The organism is Leucobacter faecis, assembly GCF_054456635.2.
Window position 1 is genome coordinate 1 of record NZ_JBTJEP020000004.1, and the last position, 16,457, is coordinate 16,457.

Annotated in this window: 14 protein-coding genes and 1 pseudogene; 5 read left to right on the top strand and 10 right to left on the bottom strand. The window is 62.6% G+C overall.

The features are described from left to right. Both ACXR2T_RS04325 and ACXR2T_RS04330 read left to right on the top strand, forming a co-directional pair. Positions 1-1,165: pseudogene (locus ACXR2T_RS04325) on the top strand (hypothetical protein); the annotation flags it as partial. Between the two features lie 68 nt (positions 1,166-1,233). Then, a complete protein-coding gene (locus ACXR2T_RS04330; RefSeq protein WP_458837671.1) occupies positions 1,234-3,156 on the top strand; it encodes an RCC1 domain-containing protein in 1,923 nt (640 codons plus the stop codon). A gap of 193 nt (positions 3,157-3,349) precedes the next feature. Here the strand turns inward: ACXR2T_RS04330 and ACXR2T_RS04335 are convergent, their stop codons facing one another. Genes ACXR2T_RS04335 through ACXR2T_RS04345 form a run of 3 tightly spaced genes read right to left on the bottom strand, consistent with a single transcriptional unit; the run spans position 3,350 to position 5,981 of the window. Next, positions 3,350-4,849 carry a hypothetical protein gene (locus ACXR2T_RS04335; protein WP_458837672.1) on the bottom strand — a complete coding sequence of 500 codons (1,500 nt, stop codon included), beginning with the start codon at positions 4,847-4,849 and terminating at the stop codon, positions 3,350-3,352. Next, a complete protein-coding gene (locus ACXR2T_RS04340; protein ID WP_458837673.1) occupies positions 4,846-5,616 on the bottom strand; it encodes an ABC transporter ATP-binding protein in 771 nt (256 codons plus the stop codon). The genes ACXR2T_RS04335 and ACXR2T_RS04340 overlap by 4 nt, the downstream gene beginning before the upstream one ends. Positions 5,617-5,675: 59 nt before the next feature. Beyond that, positions 5,676-5,981, bottom strand: a complete 306-nt coding sequence (locus ACXR2T_RS04345; RefSeq protein WP_458812266.1) for a hypothetical protein — start codon at positions 5,979-5,981, stop codon at positions 5,676-5,678. A 140-nt stretch (positions 5,982-6,121) separates the two neighbouring features. Here ACXR2T_RS04345 and ACXR2T_RS04350 point away from each other — a divergent pair, with 140 nt between their 5' ends. After that, the gene (locus tag ACXR2T_RS04350; protein WP_458837675.1) at positions 6,122-7,234 is read left to right on the top strand and encodes an ATP-binding protein; all 1,113 of its coding nucleotides are present in this window, start codon (positions 6,122-6,124) and stop codon (positions 7,232-7,234) included. Positions 7,235-7,305: 71 nt separating this feature from the next. On the opposite strand, the gene ACXR2T_RS04355 is transcribed toward ACXR2T_RS04350, so the two are convergent. The 7 genes from ACXR2T_RS04355 to ACXR2T_RS04385 form a co-directional block, all read right to left on the bottom strand. Continuing rightward, positions 7,306-8,256: an EamA family transporter gene (locus tag ACXR2T_RS04355; protein WP_458837677.1), complete on the bottom strand. Its 951-nt coding sequence runs from the start codon at positions 8,254-8,256 to the stop codon at positions 7,306-7,308. A 103-nt stretch (positions 8,257-8,359) separates the two neighbouring features. Further along, entirely contained in the window at positions 8,360-9,328 is a 969-nt protein-coding gene (locus ACXR2T_RS04360; RefSeq protein WP_458837679.1) for an EamA family transporter, read from the bottom strand. Further along, entirely contained in the window at positions 9,325-10,725 is a 1,401-nt protein-coding gene (locus ACXR2T_RS04365) for a cytochrome b/b6 domain-containing protein (protein WP_458837681.1), read from the bottom strand. Before ACXR2T_RS04365 ends, ACXR2T_RS04360 begins: the two co-directional genes overlap by 4 nt. 3 nt (positions 10,726-10,728) lie before the next feature. After that, a complete protein-coding gene (locus ACXR2T_RS04370) occupies positions 10,729-11,697 on the bottom strand; it encodes an electron transfer flavoprotein subunit alpha/FixB family protein (protein ID WP_458837682.1) in 969 nt (322 codons plus the stop codon). Positions 11,698-11,710: 13 nt separating this feature from the next. Further along, positions 11,711-12,487, bottom strand: a complete 777-nt coding sequence (locus ACXR2T_RS04375; RefSeq protein ID WP_458837684.1) for an electron transfer flavoprotein subunit beta/FixA family protein — start codon at positions 12,485-12,487, stop codon at positions 11,711-11,713. A 1-nt stretch (position 12,488) separates the two neighbouring features. Continuing rightward, complete coding sequence (locus ACXR2T_RS04380; protein WP_458837686.1) at positions 12,489-13,997, bottom strand: purine-cytosine permease family protein; 1,509 nt, start codon at positions 13,995-13,997, stop codon at positions 12,489-12,491. Then, positions 13,997-14,173, bottom strand: coding sequence for a hypothetical protein (locus ACXR2T_RS04385; protein WP_458837688.1), 177 nt, complete (start codon positions 14,171-14,173; stop codon positions 13,997-13,999). The genes ACXR2T_RS04380 and ACXR2T_RS04385 overlap by 1 nt, the downstream gene beginning before the upstream one ends. 120 nt (positions 14,174-14,293) lie before the next feature. Here ACXR2T_RS04385 and ACXR2T_RS04390 point away from each other — a divergent pair, with 120 nt between their 5' ends. Both ACXR2T_RS04390 and ACXR2T_RS04395 read left to right on the top strand, forming a co-directional pair. Further along, the gene (locus tag ACXR2T_RS04390) at positions 14,294-15,679 is read left to right on the top strand and encodes a flavin monoamine oxidase family protein (RefSeq protein WP_458837690.1); all 1,386 of its coding nucleotides are present in this window, start codon (positions 14,294-14,296) and stop codon (positions 15,677-15,679) included. A gap of 91 nt (positions 15,680-15,770) precedes the next feature. Beyond that, positions 15,771-16,373, top strand: a complete 603-nt coding sequence (locus ACXR2T_RS04395) for a TetR/AcrR family transcriptional regulator (RefSeq protein ID WP_458837692.1) — start codon at positions 15,771-15,773, stop codon at positions 16,371-16,373. Positions 16,374-16,457 lie beyond the last annotated feature (84 nt).

Sequence of the window (16,457 nt, forward strand, 5' to 3'; positions counted from 1 at the left end):
CAGTAATGTGCCGGTGCAGGTGGAGTTTCCTGCGGGGGTGACCTTCAAGCAGGTGAGCGCCGGCGGTTCGCATTCGGCCGCGGTTGCTGCAGACGGTACCGCGTATGCCTGGGGAAGCAACAGCAGCGGGCAGCTGGGTGACGGCACATTCGTGAACCGTAATGTGCCGGTGCGGGTGCTTACGCAGACGACTGTAACGGGGGTTTCGTTTGGCGGGATCAGTGCAATCAATCTCGTGGATAACGGCGACGGATCGTGGACGGCCACCACCCCACCCCACGCTGCCGGCCCCGTCGATGTCGTTGTGTCGTGGGAGCTGAACGGTGTGGCGCAACTCGATGTCACTTATACGGACGCGTTCACCTATGTCGTTCCAGATGTAGCGCCGACGGTCACTGACCCGGCAGATCAGACAGTCACGGCGGGTGATGATGCTACGTTCACCGTCGATGCGGACGGGACACCCACTCCTGTGATCACCTGGGAGTTCAGCGCCGACGATGGCTCTACCTGGAACGTGGTTACTGCAACCGACGGCACGGTCAGTGGTGACGGGAAAACCCTGACTGTCACGGCAACGGAGGCATTGTCAGGAACCCAGTATCGTGCGACGGCTGAGAACAGCGCCGGTGAGGCGACGAGTGCTGTCGCGACGCTGACGGTGACTGCAGCACCGGTGGCTCCGACAGTCACTGACCCGGCGGATCAGTCTGTGACGGCGGGCGAGACGGCTATGTTTACGGTCGATACGACGGGTACACCGGAGCCGAGTTTGTTGTGGGAGTTTAGCGCCGACGACGGTGCTACCTGGGATGCGGTCACCGCAACCGATGGCACCGTCAGTAGTGACGGGAAGACGTTGACGGTTGCGGCGACGGAGGCATTGTCGGGCACCCAGTATCGGGCGACGGCCGAGAACAGCTCCGGTTCGGTGACGAGCTCCGCAGCGACCTTGACGGTGTCTGTAGCGCCGGTGGCGCCGCCTGTCACCGATCCGGAGGTACCGCCGGTCACCGATTCGGAGGTGCCGCCTGTCGCTGAATCGGTGGGTGCAAAGGGCCTAGCGCGTACGGGCAACGATCCTGTGTCGTCTATCGTGGCAGCTCCTCTCCTTGCTCTAATTGGAGCTGGCCTCCTGCTTGCCTCGCGACGTAGGCATGCCTAGGTGTGTGGCGCATTCGCCCCGGAACGGGGCCGAGCCAGCATATGAATGAAACTGGGGAAAGGCGTTGAATGATGTTGCGTAACGTGTTGCGAGGATTGCTCGCTGTCAGTGTGGTGCTGGGGCTTGTCGGGGTGGGGTCCGTAGCGAAAGCGGTGCCGGATCCGGCGAGTGGGCCTGTGACAGGGGGTACCGAGGTCACGATTGAACCACCTCCAGGGGTGACCTTCACGCAGGTGAGTGCGGGCTATTTGCATTCGGTCGCGCGTGCTGAAGACGGTACCGCGTATGCCTGGGGCAGCAACGGCAACGGGCAGCTGGGTGACGGTACCAACACGGGCAGTAATGTGCCGGTGCCGGTGGAGATGCCTGATGGGGTGACCTTCACGCAGGTGAGTGCAGGCGTTTCTCATTCGGTCGCGCTTGCTTTGGACGGTACCGCGTATACCTGGGGATACAACGGCTCCGGGCAGCTGGGTGACAGTACAACCACGAACCGTAATGTGCCAGTGCTGGTGGAGATGCCTGCGGGGGTGACCTTCACGCAGGTGAGTGCAGGCAATTCGTATTCGGTCGCGCTTGCTGCAGACGGTACCGCGTATGCCTGGGGATCCAACGGCTCCGGGCAGCTGGGTGACAGTACAGCCACGAACCGTAATGTGCCAGTGCTGGTGGAGATGCCTGCGGGGGTGACCTTCACGCAGGTGAGCGCAGGCGGTTCGCATTCGGTTGCGGTTGCTGAGGGCGGTGCCGCGTATGCCTGGGGAAACAACTTCTCCGGGCAGCTGGGTGACGGCACCAACACGAGCAGTACTGTGCCGGTGCCGAAGCCGGTGCAGATGCCTGCGGGGGTGACCTTCACGCAGGTGAGTGCAGGCTACTGGCATTCGGTCGCGGTTGCTGAGGGCGGTGCCGCGTATGCCTGGGGAAACAACCTCTCCGCGCAGCTGGGTGACGGCACCAACACGAGCAGTACTGTGCCGGTGCCGGTGGAGTTGCCTGCGGGGGTGACCTTCAAGCAGGTGAGCGCCGGCGGTTCGCATTCGGTCGCGGTTGCTGGAGACGGTGCGGCGTATGCCTGGGGAAGCAGCGTCTTCGGGCAGCTGGGTGACGCTACCAACACGGGCAGTAATGTGCCGGTGCAGGTGGAGTTTCCTGCGGGGGTGACCTTCAAGCAGGTGAGCGCCGGCGGTTCGCATTCGGTCGCGGTTGCTGGAGACGGTACCGCGTATGCCTGGGGAAGCAACAGCAGCGGGCAGCTGGGTGACGGCACATTCGTGAACCGTAATGTGCCGGTCCGGGTGCTTACACAGACGACTGTAACGGGAGTTTCGTTTGATAGGATCAGCGCAACCGATCTCGTGGATAACGGCGACGGATCGTGGACGGCCACCACCCCACCCCACACTGCCGGCCCCGTTGATGTCGTTGTGTCGTGGGAGCTGAACGGTGTGGCGCAACCCGACATCGCTTATGCAGGCGCGTTCACCTATGTCGCTCCCGATGTAGCGCCGACGGTGACTGACCCGGTGGATCAGTCTGTGACCGCGGGAGATGATGCCACGTTTACGGTCGATACGACGGGTGCGCCTGAGCCGAGTTTGTTGTGGGAGTTCAGTGCCGACGATGGTGCTACCTGGGATGCGGTCACCGTAACCGATGGCACGGTCAGTAGTGACGGGAAGGCCCTGACCGTTGCGGCGACGGAGGCGTTGTCGGGAACCCAGTATCGGGCAACAGCTGAGAACAGTGCCGGTTCGGTGACGAGCGCCGCAGCGACCTTGACCGTGACTTCAGCGTCGGTGAAACCACCGGTCACTGATCCGGTGACGCCGCCAGCCACTGACCCGATGGTTCCGCCAGTCGTTGACTCGGTGGGTGCAAAGGACCTAGCCCACACGGGCAGCGATCCTGCGTCGTCTATTGCGGCAGCCGTTCTCCTCGTGCTAGTTGGAGTTGGCCTGGTGCTCGCCTCGCGGCGCAAGCAGGCGTAGGCGTGTGGCGCATTCGCCCCAAATATTGAGTCGAATGCGCCAGTTACTAGAATGCGAAACACCCATCACGCCGAGTTGTTTTTTGCCGCACAACGCTCCGGGCGATGATTGCAAGCGTTAGATATGACATGAAGGTCGAGACCGATTTTGAGGTTCGGGCCTGACGTTTCCCGGGGGCTCCACCACTATTGATTCATCGTCGTTTCTGCCATCGAATCACGAGGAGTGCCCCAACGCCTAGCGCCAGCATTGCGAGCGGGATTGGTGTGAGGAGAAGCAAAGTCACAGTGAGTGCACCGAGGATTGCGATCAGCGGCTCACTGATTGCCCAGCCAATTTGCATGACGATGCTGAAGTCACCCACCGGCGTATTGACGGGCGTGAGCAGGCTCGGAGGTAGCGGCCCTTTCAACGCGTTACTTAAACGAAGTGCCAACGCCAGGACGCCGATCGTACTCACTCCGGGAAGTGCAACTGCAAGTGGCACGCCGTTGATGCACGCGGTGACAGTTGCAAACGTGATGAGGGTGGTGAGCAGCGCAACGAGGGGAAAGAGAGCATGCAGGAGTAGGAGGCGCCGGTCGCTGATGCCATACAACGGGTAGTCGCCCGCGACACTTGCGGCGTGCTGAAGTCCTTTGGCGAGCGGGCCAGCCGCACCGTAGATCACGATCCCAGCTGCGCCAGCCAGAAGTGCCGATGGAGTGCCGGGTAGGAGCGAGAGCGTCATCAGGACTCCAGACGCAGCGGTACCTGTGATGCCTCCGAGTAGGCGGCCGGGCGTTCGAGCCTGTCCGACCAAGTCTCGCAGCAAGAACGTCGCCCACAGTCGTCGGCTCGGGGTGATGAAACGAATGTCGCGCCCAAGGCGAGGTTTAGGTTCGTAGAGGGCAGCCGCTGAGTCGAAGTCGAACGAGAATGAGAATGCCGTGGCCCGTTCCCACTGCGCGGCCTGCGTGCTGAGTTGCATCTGGGTGAGACGGCCCAGCAGTGCTGGAGCCATGACGATGGATGCGGCGGCAAGCGCACCCGTACCAAATGGTGACAGGGCACTCGATCCCGTGAACGGGTAAGTCGCTCCCACCCACCCCCAGGGCGTGAACGCGAGCACCTCCGCTCTCGCAAGACTCACTCCCGAAAGCACAAGCACGATCAACGAAACCGCGAGTGCCGCTTGGGGGTAGACCTGCCCAACAAGCCACAACACTGCGGTTACGACGCCAGTGGAGACAGCAGAAGCAACAAACACGATCACGTGCTCGGACTGTGCGTGGCCATCACCCATCAGCGCCATCCCCACAAGCCCCGCGGCGGCGGCGCACGCTCCAGCGAAGACCGTCGCGGAGTGGAGCATTGGGGGCCGGAGCGCGAGGGCACGACGGATGCCGCTGCCTGCTAGCGCGTGAAGCAGAAACGGCGGCAAGAGCGCCGGGCCGCGCTTTCGCCCCACCAGCAATGCCCCGACCCAGAGCACCGCAACGATCATTGAAACTGCGTCGGGAGCGTACGCGGAGGAAAGGACGGCACGCCCGGCCGGGGTGTTCAAGACAACCCACAGTGCACGGATAATGGGCACGGTCACGATCACAGCGACCAGGAGAAAGACATAGAGCGAGTAGACCTTGCCCGCGCCGGATCGTTCCTGCCGTGCCCGCCAAATGCCTAGAGCTGCCGACAACTGTGGGGCGCTCATGTGTGAGAACCGAGCGTGATGGCGAGATCAGCGGCACGCGTAGCAAGACTGCTGCTGTGCGTAGCCGCAATGATGGTTGCCCCGGCTGCTCGACGTTCCAGCATCGCTTGAGCGAGCAGCTCGACCCGGCCAGGGTCGAGTCGCTGCTCGGGTTCGTCAATGAGGAGCACCTCGAAGGGGCGTACGAACACCAGCGCAAGCCCGAACAGCTGGGTCTGCCCTGAGGAGAGCTCATGAGGAAACCGCGACCCTAATTTGGTGAGACTGAACTCAGCGAGCACGCGGCGGGTGGCTGCTTCCACTGATTCGGGGTCCGATTCCCAGGTTGAGGACACGAGTGCGACATGGTTGAACACGGTTAGGTCAGATGCCATCGGCGGCAAGCCGATCATGACCGCCATCTTGCGACGAAACTCGGGGTCTCGTTCATTCACCGGCTGGCCGCTCACCTGAACTGTGCCCGTTGTCTGTTGAATGCGTCCCGCCAAGATGCGTAGGAGCGTTGTCTTACCTGCCCCGTTCTCGCCGCGCAGCACTACGATTTGGCCCCGACTTGCCTGGAACGTTGTTGGTGGGAGCAAAGTTGTGTCGCCAGCCGTCACGCCTGCCGCGTCAACCTTGATGAGTGGCGGCTGAAGACGCGGTGAGGTATCGGCACACTGTGATTCTGGAGTAAATGGGGGAACCGGATAGTTCGTACGGAAATTTTTGGGGTGCACAATTCGCCTTTGGTCGCTTGCTGGCAATCTGAATTGATTTGATGCCACCCACGACAGTGCAGCGAACGCTCAGCGCCCGGGGTGAGGGGGAGCGAGAATCGAGCTATTTAGCAGTGGGCAGCGAGCAAGCCCGAGGGGGCACGCGAGCGTACTGTTCCGCTGGTGCCCGGAGCGACGGGGCGAAGCAGCTGCCAAGCGCCCAGCGTTGCCGTATGAACAATCGACTGTTGAACAGGCGTGAAGTGCCGGTGACACAGGGTGCGCGCGAAACGCTGGATGAGTGGAACCGCAGCGATCAGCGCGAGCGCTAAGAGCACGAAGGCGAATGGAAGTGGAACATCTGGAGTCAGCGGCAGCACGCCCAAATACAGCAACAGCAAAGTGAGCTTCATCGACGCCCAACGCTTCTCCACTACATTCACCTCCAACAACCATCAGACTAGCTGACAGCTTCGCCCGATACTCGCTCGCCACGTCTGGTCCGAAGCAATTCACTCTTGTTCACAATGTACACAGGAGTACACTGGGCACACAGCTATTCATAGGAGTATCCGTGATCGATCGGCACATAACTCAGAACCCCTTTCGGCCCACAGCAGGGGCCGAGCCGCCGCAGCTCATTGGTCGAGCGGGACTGTTGGACGAATTCTCCTACGGTCTGCACATCCGATCCGGTGCCCCTGGCCTACTCACGATTTTCACCGGCGCCCGCGGAATAGGGAAGACCGTCATGCTCGGAGAAGCCGAAGACATCGCTCGCACCCGGGGGTGGCTGGTGATCTCAGAGACGGCCACGACAGGCTTCTTGGGCCGAATTGGTGAAGCCATGCGCTCATCATCTGAAGAGCTCGGGCCGGGGCCCGCGGTTCGGCGGATTACGGGCATCGGAGCAGCTGGATTCTCAATCACTTCTCAGTTGCCCCCGGCCCAGCAGTTGGGGTGGCGGCAAGTCGGAGAACAGCTGCTGCATTTGCTTGAGGAAAAACGCACAGGGTTGGTCATCACCCTTGATGAGATTCACGGTGCCAACCGCGACGAGCTTGCGCAATTGGCCGCTTTTGTGCAGCACTTTATCCGTGACGGGCTTCCCATCGCCCTATTGTTCGCGGGTCTGCCCGCCGCCGTATCCGACCTGCTCAACGAGGGCGTCGCAACGTTCCTGCGTCGAGCCGATCGCATTGATTTGCATGCCGCAGCAGTTCGCGAAGTCGAAGACTCCTACCAAGAAACGTTCGCAAACCTGGAGCCCCCAATTTCTCGGGAGTTTGTGCGAAAGGCGGCCACATCCACCGGTGGCTACCCCTTTCTTATTCAGCTCGTGGGTTATCACTTATGGCAGATGGCCGAGGCGAAAAGCGGCCCGCTGGAAGAGGTAGACGTCGATCTAGCGTTGGCCGCCGCACATCGAAGGAACACTCGTGTGGTGCTTGCTGCGGCCTTGGCTACGGCGTCACCCAAGGATCTCGACTTTCTGCGCGCAATGTCAGAGGATGATGGCCCGTCAAACACTGCAGACATCGGGCGACGTCTCGGGGCTGCGAGGAACACGATCGGCAACTATCGGGCTCGACTTATCGATGCGGGGCTTGTGCAGCCGGCGGGGCGCGGGCTCCTAGAATTTGCCGTGCCCGGCCTGCGGGAGTATGTCTCGGGAAAGGCCCAATAGTTCGCTGAACGCGCAGGCGGTCATCACGATCGAAAGAGCCTTATGGCCCGGGCATTACGCCCGCTTCGTCACTACCGCAGCGGCAACCCTGCGGCTCGCCGCACGGCCCGCAGCTCGCCCAGTTTCACCGCGACCACGCCCGCCAAGATGAGGCCGGCGCCAAGCCACTGCGTACCGGTGGGCACAATCGCGAGCAGCACGATCGTCCACACGATGCCAAAGAGCGGCTCAGAGTAACCAGTAAAGCTCGCGACCGTCGCACCGAGCCTGCGAGAAGCAGACACCCCGAGCACATAGGCCAGCACCGTCGATATGAGTGCCATGCCCGCGACCACAAACACCGGTGAGACTTCGGCGCCAGCGATGACGGGGTCTACGCTCGTCACGGTGAACGGTAGGAGGCCGACCGCGCTCACGATCGCAAGGCTCACCGCCGCCACCGCTAGCCCGAGACCCACAAACGGCAGCGGCGCGATACCGTGATCCGACGCGGCCCCCGCCGCATAGTACGCGGCGTTGCCGACGGCCGCGATGAGCGCGAAGGCGATGCCGAGCGGGTGCAGGGAACCGCCCGCGGCGAGCCCCGAGATCGTCACGAGACCGAGCACCGCGACACCGGCTCCCACGAGTGTAAGAGGCGGCGGGGCGACGCGGCTGCGCACCCAGATCCACAGCATCAGGAGCACGGGCCCCATGAACTCGATGAGTAGCGCGAGGCTGGGCGCGATGAACTGCACCGCGAAGAAGAACGCGAGCTGGCACGCCACGACCGCGAGGAGACCGAACATGAGAATGGGGCGCCATGCCCGCAGTACCTGACGCCACTGACCGCGCAAGGCTAAGGCTGTGGGCACAGCGAGCACGAGCGCTGCGACGCAGATGCGGGCCGTAGCAGCGGCCCCCGCAGACCAGCCAGCCACGATCAAGGAGCTCGCAAAAATACCCGACAGTGCAAAACTTGCCGCCGAACCGACCGCGAGCACAAACCCAGAAAGGGTTGCCTGCCGCACCGCACCAGTCACCGTGATCTCTCCTTCGCGAGCGGGCTTCGATGAACGCTCACAGGTGCGAGCGTAGCGCTTTTCGGTCGGCACGCTTGGCGACGTGTGTCACACGGCTCATTGATCAAGCCGTGAAGCCCCGGCGTCGCGCCTGGCGCACCTCGCCGAGCTTGACGGTGACGACTCCCGCCATGATGAGGGCGGCACCGATCCACTGCGCACCCGTGGGCACAATAGCGAGCAGCAGAATAGTCCAGACAATGCCAAACATGGGCTCTGAATACCCGGTGAAACTGGCGACCGTGGCGCCGAGATGTCGCACCGCGGCAACACCGAGTAGGTAAGCGAGTACGGTCGATAGGAGTGCCAAACAGGCGAGTACGACGGCCACCGGGATCCTGGCCCCCGCAATTACGGGGGTTGCCTGGCCGATCGTGAACGGCATGACGCCGATGGCTGCCGAAACCACGAGTGCGACAGAGGCCACACCGAGGCCGAGCCCCACGAGCGGCAGCGGCGCGATGCCGTGGTTTGCGTCGGCGCTCAACACATAGAAGACGGCGTTTCCCACAGCGGCGGCAAGCGCAAACATGACTCCGAGGGGGTGCAGTGCGCCGCCCGTACCGATGCCCGAGACCACGACGAGCCCGAGCACGGCCGCGCATGCGCCGAGCACCGTGAGCGCGTGCGGGGCGCTTCTCAGCCGTGCCCATACCCAGAGCACAAGCAGCACTGGCCCCATGTACTGGATCAACAGGGCGTAACTGGGAGCGATGTACTGCACCGCGAAATAGTAGGCGAGCTGGCACAGCGTGACGGCTATGAGACCGAACAGCAGCACCGGTTGCCACGCTGCAAGCACCATGCGCCACTGGCCTCGCAGCGCGAGGACGGTGGGCACTGCGAGCACCGCGGTAGCGAGCAGCACCCGCACGGTGACGGCGGCCCCCGCCGACCAGCCCGCCGCCATCAACGACGATGCAAAAATACCCGACATCGCGAACAGGGCGGCCGACCCGATTGCAAAGAGAAACCCCGTGACGCTGCTGGGCTCGGCAGCCTGAGTAGCCTGAGCAGTCTCGGCAGCTCTCACCGCGCGCTCACGCGGCCGAACAGCTGGGCAACGGGTGCCACGACCAGCGGGCGCGCGGCCCACACGACCGCGGCGGTGGCGATCAGGCTCGCAGCAAACATCCAGAAGCCGAACCAGCCGGGCTCTGATACCCCCGCGTACATGTGACCGAGGTTCTTCAGCGCGCCAGTAGTGAGTACGAGGAATACGTGCACGATCACGAACAGTACGAAGAACAGCATGACGGGGAAGTGAATGGCGCGAGCGACCTCGAGTGGGTAAAGCCGGTTCAACCGAGCGGTGCTCTTGGGCCACCACTCGCTCATGCGCAGGCCCGAGATGATCGCGAGCGGGGCTGCGATGAAGACGACCGTGAAGTACATGAGCTGCTGCAGGCTGTTGTAGTTCACCCAGCCGTCTTCGATCGGCCACTCGAGTGTGAGGTATTGCAGCATGGCCGACGCCGCGTTCGGAAACACCTCCCAGCTCGTGGGAACGATGCGCGCCCAGTGCCCCGACGTAAACAGCAGCACCACAAAGGTTACGCCTGTGGCCATCCACAGCACGTCAACGCTCGTGTGCAGCCACAGATAGAGCGAAATCTTCTTACCGCCGCGGCGCGGGGTAAAGAACGCCTGGGGGGTTTGCTGGTGGCGCACGAGCAGCCCGGTGCGCACGATCAAGGCCATGAAGAAGAAATTCAAGAAGTGAGTCCAGCGTGCCCAGGCCGGAAACCCGTCTGCGACAAACGCCGGGAGCGCATACTCTCCCGGGTACCGCGCAATGAACTCGGGCACGCCTGGCAGGGTGGTGACGCCCCTCGCCGCCAGCACAATGACGCCTGCCGCGGCGACGAGCCCCACGGCCCAAAGGACCGCTTTGCGCACGACGCGCGGGGCCTCATCTGGCCCCGGATCAGAGGCCGCAGCGGGGACCGGCGCTACCGAAGCTTGCGGGGGAGCTGAAGCTTGTGGGGGAGCTGGAGCTTGCGGGGGAGCCGCTTGCTGGATCGTTGCCTGAGGGAAGATTTCGACCTCGGGGTGTAGCGCAGGTTTGGGGATCGGTGCGGGCTCTGCCGCGGGCTTCACCTCGGGAGCTGCCGCTATGCCGCCCGTTGCGGGTAGTGACACTTCGGCTGCAGCAGGCCTCGCCGATGCTGGCGGCCAGGCCTCGCCGCCGACCCAACGGGGCAGCCCCCGTCGCAGGTTCTGGCCGCGCGTTGCCGTCAACGGTGAATGGCCTGACGGGGGAGCCGGTGCCTGCGGGCCTTGGACTACCGAGCCTTCGATTACCGAGCTTTCGATTACCGAGCCTTCGACTACCTCGCCCTCGACTAGCTCACCCTCGAAGATGGGCCAGGGGGCGCCGCCCACGACACGGGGGAGGCCGCGACGGAGCGGTTGAATGAGCTGAGCCATGAGCTACTGCTTTCGAGCTTCGAGCGCCGCGACCAGCTGCGGCACGACAGTGAACAGGTCACCGACGACACCAAAGTCGGCGACCTCAAAGATGGGTGCGTCGGCGTCTTTGTTGACCGCGACAATTGTCTTGGACGTCTGCATGCCCGCCCGATGCTGAATCGCACCCGAGATGCCGAGCGCAATGTACAGCTGTGGTGACACTTGTACGCCTGTCTGCCCCACCTGGGTAGACGCATCCACGAAGCCAGAATCGACGGCGGCTCGTGATGATCCGATCGCCGCGCCGAGACTATCGGCGAGCTGCTCGACGAGCGCGAACTGTTCGCGTGACGCGAGCCCGCGGCCACCCGCTACCACCCGTTTTGCGCCTCGAAGCTCGGGGCGCGACGACACTGCCGCTGTGAGATCGATGGACTCGATGACCGCGCTGCGCTTCGACGAGCTCGAGACCTCAAGCTGCTCGGCGACGAGGGGCTGCGCCTTTGCTCGGGCCTCGATGGAACCCTGGCGAACCGTAATGATGGGGGCACCGAACGTGGGAGCAGACTCGAGCGTGTAAGCGCCGCCGTACGCCGAGTGCCCTGCAATCACGCCCTGGGGGTCGCGTGAAACGTCCACGGCGTCGACCAGTAGCGCAGCTCCCGAGCGCGCGGCGTAACCCCCCGCAGTGTCGCGGCCGTCCAATGAGTGGGACACGAGAATCGCGTCCGGGTCGATATGCGCCGCTGCCGCGCTGAGTGCGTCCACCGAGTGCGCCGAAAAACGGCTCGTGTCAGGATCCACCGCGATCAACACCCGCGATGCGCCGAGCGCCGCGGCGTGCTCGGCCGCGGGTTCGGTGTCGACCAGGGCGATGGGGGTGCCAATGTTCGCGGCAGCTCCGAGAAGCTCTGCCGCGGCCGGTGAAAGCGCACCGGAAGGAAGGGTTTCAAGTGCTACGAGGATGGGCTGTGGGGTGTGATCGATCATGATGCTGCGCTTTCTAACTCAGGCGATTCGCGACAAGAAACTCGGCGATCTTTTGGCCAGCGTCGCCCTCGTCGACGATCTTGACGCCGGCTGAGCGTGCGGGGCGTTCGGCCACGCTGAGCATGATGGCGTGCGGCACAGACCAGTCTTCGGCTTCGATGCCGAGATCACTGAGGCCCAGAGTCTCGAGCGGCTTCTTCTTGGCGGCGACAATGCCCTTGAAGTTTGGAAACCGTGCGTCAGGAAATGCCTCGGTGACTGACGCCACCGCCGGCAGGGTGGCCCGCAGCCGTTGCGTGCCTCCGTCAAAGGGGCGCACGCCCGACAGTTCGTCTTCCGTGAGTGTGATCTCACTGAGCCCACTCGCGAGCGGTACGGCAAGCAGTTCGGCGATTATCGCCGGCACCGTACCGCCTGCGCCGTCGGTTGAGAGATTACCGGTGAGTACAAGGTCATAGGGCTGTCGCGTAATCGCGGCGGCGAGCACTCGCGCCGTGAGGCCGAGGTCGGCTCCGATGAGTCCGTCGTCGGTGATGTGTATGGCGGCGTGTGCGCCCATTGATAGGGCCCTGCGCAGGGCTGCGGCGGCGCTGTCGGGGCCCATACTGAGGACGGTGATTTCTGTGTCGCCCGCTGTATCCGCGTGCGAGAGTGCCACCTCGAGGGCGCGTTCGCAGATCTCGTCGAGTACTTTCTCGGATGCGTCTCGCTCAGCAAGGCCGGTCTCGAGGCTGAGTTTTCGGTCCCCGTAGGTGTCGGGGACTTCTTTAACAAGCACGATGATCTTCATCTCAGTCCTTTGATGAGGGGTTAGCGGGGGTGAGGCCCGGCGCGTTGATGATGCCGGTGGAGACTGGAGTCTCGATGAGGTATCCGCCACGGCCGCGGGGTTGGGTGATGGTTTTTGTGAGAATCCAGAACACGAGGGCGCCGGTGAGGCACGACGGAACTGACGCGGTCGTGTACGAGAACAGCGCCGACGGAGCGTAGGTGATGGGGTGCAGAAGCGTGGTGTACACCAGCGCTCCGGCGCCGAGCGCGATGAACGCGACGGGGTTCCATCCGTGAACATAGCCGACTGCTGACTCGTGGGCGGGTTTGTAGAGTTCTCTGATGGGCACCCGCGTGCGCCTGAGTACGAAGTAATCGACGATGCCGATTCCGGCTAGTGGCGCTACGAAGATTGCACCCCAGGAGAGAAAGCGGCCATAGTTTTCGTAGACAGTCGCGGGGAAGAAGACGAGTACGGCCGCCGGCCCCAAAATGATGACACCCATCATGGGCCAAGCCATTCGTTGAAAAAGCTTGCCCCCTCCGCTGCGTAGCGCGAGCATGGAGCCGTACCCCTGGGACAGAATGGCGGTAATGTTTGCCAGCGCAATGGCGACAAGCGCGATCACGCCGAACACTGTGCCGACGAGCGGAATCAGCCAGTCTGTGGGCTCTGTGATTTCAAGAACGAGCGCGGCAAATACTCCTACGATGGCAGCAAACACCGAGGCGCCAAAGATGCCGATCCAGTTGGGCCAGAACGCGCTGCGTGCGCTGCGGGTGAGGCGGGCAAGATTGCCCATGTTGGGCCACCAAGCGAATCCACCAGCGACGCCGAGTTCTATTGCGAGCATGAAGCTCGTGTGCGGGTTTGATTCGGGGTCTAGCGCTGGGATCGCTGTGAGCTCCTCCCAAGACACACGCGTGAAGACTACGACGGTGATGGCGATGAGAATGAGGAGGAGGAGCGGGGCGACTACGTTGCTTACGCGCTCCACCGAGATCGGGCCGCGCGACAGGATGAGCCACGAGGTGATGATGGCGATGAGGGCGAGGACGCTCACGGCTGCGCCAGTTTTGCTGAGCGATACGCCAAACATAGTGTTGATGATGTTGACGAGCCCGTGGCCGAGCATGATCGCGAGTATTGCAGACCAGCCTGCGGCGAAGATAGTCGAGGTGGTGACCATGACCAGGCGTGCGCCACCGTGGCCGAAGATGCTGCGCAGCATGACAAACTGTTCTACGCCGTACTTTGCCGATGACAGCACGGGCGAAAGCGCAACGAGTAGAACGGCTACGCCATACCCCACGAACACGCTCACAATCGCCTCGACCGCGCCCACATAGTACGCCACCGTTGCGCCCTGCAAGAATGCCCACGTAGCGATCGCCAAGCCGACATTGACGGTCGTAAAGTTCCAAAATCCCCAGATGCGTTCGCGAGGCAGCAACGGTAGCTCGTTGAGGCTTGCGTCCTCTGGTACGCGAGTAGCCGGCAGGCTTTCGGTGTAGATCTTGTCGACCATCAGAACGCCCACCACAGCAGTGCGGCTGATGCGAGTACCAAGCCTCCGGCGGCAATCAGGAAGTCCTTCCAGGGCAGGTTTGATTGCACCATTCCGCCGCAGCCGGGTGATTCCATGCGCGCCAAACGGCGCTCAAGCTCGGCTTCGAGCTCGTCACTCGCGTGTTCGTTGTCCACATTGACCTCGATTTCTGATTGGTGAACCAATCAATACGAGAGCATGGAGGAATGGACGGGTGTTGTCAAGTGAAAATTGTTCTTGACTGACTGACCAGTTAACCCATTATGCTGAGGAATATGGACTCGCAAGGAAGCGCAGCGATGGGTTGTCACGTTGAAACGGCAGTGGTCGTGGTGGGTGCTGGCTATGCCGGCCTATCGGCTGCCCTGGCTTTGCATGACCGCGGGGTAGAAGTGTTAGTGCTCGAAGCTGGTGCGCGGGTGGGTGGTCGTACGCTGTCTGCCATAGACGACGCGGGTGTGGTGATAGATCACGGCGGTCAGTGGATTGGCCCCACCCAGCATGATTTTTATGCGCTGGTGAAGCGCTTCGGTGCGCCCACGTTTCCAACGTACCTGGCTGGTCACAACATTGAGCTCTGGCGCGACGGCGTGCAGCGGCACTTTCAGGTCGCAGGGCCCGATGGAGCGCCGGGAATGCCCGAGTACTTGGCGGCGATGGAGCACATCGATCGCCTAGCGCTCGCGGTCAATCTTGATGATCCGGCCCTGACGCCGGGCGCAGAGGCAATGGATAGTGAGACGGTGCACTCCTTTCTCGAGCGCACCGTGCCGAGCGCAGACGCCCGCCTGAGATTTCGCCTCGCGGTGCAGAGCGTCTGGACGGTAGAGCCGCGCGACATCTCGCTGCTGCACTTCTTGTTCTATATCGCGTCGGCGGGTGGGTTTGAACAGCTCATGGAAGCTGAGGGGTGTGCACAGGAGACGCGCTTTGAGCGCGGAGCGCAGTCGATCGCACTTGATATTGCCAGTGTGCTCGGGCCACGGGTGCACCTCAATCAGCCGGTGCGCGCAGTGACGCAGACCGAGCAGGGTGTGACGGTAGAAACAGGCACACTCACCGTGCATGCCGCGCGCGTGATCGTAGCGACACCGCCGCCCGCCACGGCGCAGATAGTGTTTCGGCCCGAGTTGCCGGTCCCGCGCCGTCGGTGGTTGGCCAAATCGCCGATGGGTGACGTGATCAAGATTCACGTGAGCTACGACACCCCATTTTGGCGCTCACGCGACCTGAGCGGAGAGGCCACGATTTACGATGACAGCGCGCTCGGCTTTGTGTTTGATAACTCGCCCCACGATGCGCGCCGCGGGGTGCTGGTGTGCTTTATCTACGCCGACAAGATTGCGCGGTGGCGGGCACTCCCCGCGCCTGATCGCCGCGAAGAAGTGCTCGCAAAGCTCGTAGAGCTCTTCGGCAGCGATGCGCGCGCATGCGTTGATTACGTCGAGAAGGACTGGGCGGTCGAGCCGTTTATCGGTGGCGCCTACGCCGCGAACCCGACCCCCGGTGCCTGGGTGGAGCATGGCCAAGCGGGGTGGCGTGCCGCGACCGGAGCGATTCACTGGGCGGGCACTGAAACCGCGAGCAGGTGGAACGGATACATCGACGGCGCGGTCTCTTCGGGTAGGCGTGCCGCAGAAGAAGTTTTGGGGCTGCTGTAGTGCATCGGGTCAAGGCCTGTGCGTAAGAGGAATCACGCAGGCACTACGATGAAACTCAATTTCCGCAACAGTTTTGAGAGGAAGTGCCGCGATGGTACGCCCGAGTGTTGAAGATGAGCGGCGAGCTCAAATAATGGCCGCGACGCGTCGCGTCATGGTGCAGCGTGGTGTCGCCATGTTGCGGGTCGCAGATGTTGCGCGCGAAGCAAAAGTATCGCCGGGGATCGTGCACTATTACTTTGCGAGCAAAGACGACCTTATTCGAGAGACGTTCGAAGATAATTTTGCAAGCTCAGTTGAGCGGCGCGCCTCACTGCTGGCGCAAAAACTACCCGTTGATGAAAAACTGCAGCTCCTGCTCGACACCTATGTGCCTAAAGACGATGTCACGAGCGAGTCGTGGCACGTATGGCTTGAGCTGTGGGTGGGGGCGCTTCAAGACGAGCAGCTGCGGCGCGTCAACGACGCGGCATACGACGAATGGCGCAGGCTCATTGGTGGCTTGATTGACGAGGGTGTTGAGCAGGGGGTGTTTATGAGCCCTGATCCGGCGTCGGCGGTGAACAAGCTCATTGCCATGCTCGACGGTCTTGCCGTGCAGGCGCTGCTGGGATCGACCGTGATTACGGTCGATAAGATGCAGCGGCTGTGCGCCGAGTTTGTGCGCGACCTGTTGCGCGCCGGCGGCAAGTGAGCCGTGTTTCAATAATCGCCCACGATATTTGAAGACAATCCTTGACGGGCTAACCCGTATCCCGTAAATTAACTGGTGAATCAA

What these genes read in the sequence shown, in the direction of transcription:
- ACXR2T_RS04390 (WP_458837690.1), top strand. Translation starts at nt 14,294, where the DNA reads ATGGACTCGCAAGGAAGCGCAGCGATGGGTTGTCACGTTGAAACGGCA.
- ACXR2T_RS04335 (WP_458837672.1), bottom strand. Translation starts at nt 4,849, where the DNA reads ATGAGCGCCCCACAGTTGTCGGCAGCTCTAGGCATTTGGCGGGCACGG.
- ACXR2T_RS04370 (WP_458837682.1), bottom strand. Translation starts at nt 11,697, where the DNA reads ATGATCGATCACACCCCACAGCCCATCCTCGTAGCACTTGAAACCCTT.
- ACXR2T_RS04330 (WP_458837671.1), top strand. Translation starts at nt 1,234, where the DNA reads ATGATGTTGCGTAACGTGTTGCGAGGATTGCTCGCTGTCAGTGTGGTG.
- ACXR2T_RS04365 (WP_458837681.1), bottom strand. Translation starts at nt 10,725, where the DNA reads ATGGCTCAGCTCATTCAACCGCTCCGTCGCGGCCTCCCCCGTGTCGTG.
- ACXR2T_RS04395 (WP_458837692.1), top strand. Translation starts at nt 15,771, where the DNA reads ATGGTACGCCCGAGTGTTGAAGATGAGCGGCGAGCTCAAATAATGGCC.
- ACXR2T_RS04380 (WP_458837686.1), bottom strand. Translation starts at nt 13,997, where the DNA reads ATGGTCGACAAGATCTACACCGAAAGCCTGCCGGCTACTCGCGTACCA.
- ACXR2T_RS04375 (WP_458837684.1), bottom strand. Translation starts at nt 12,487, where the DNA reads ATGAAGATCATCGTGCTTGTTAAAGAAGTCCCCGACACCTACGGGGAC.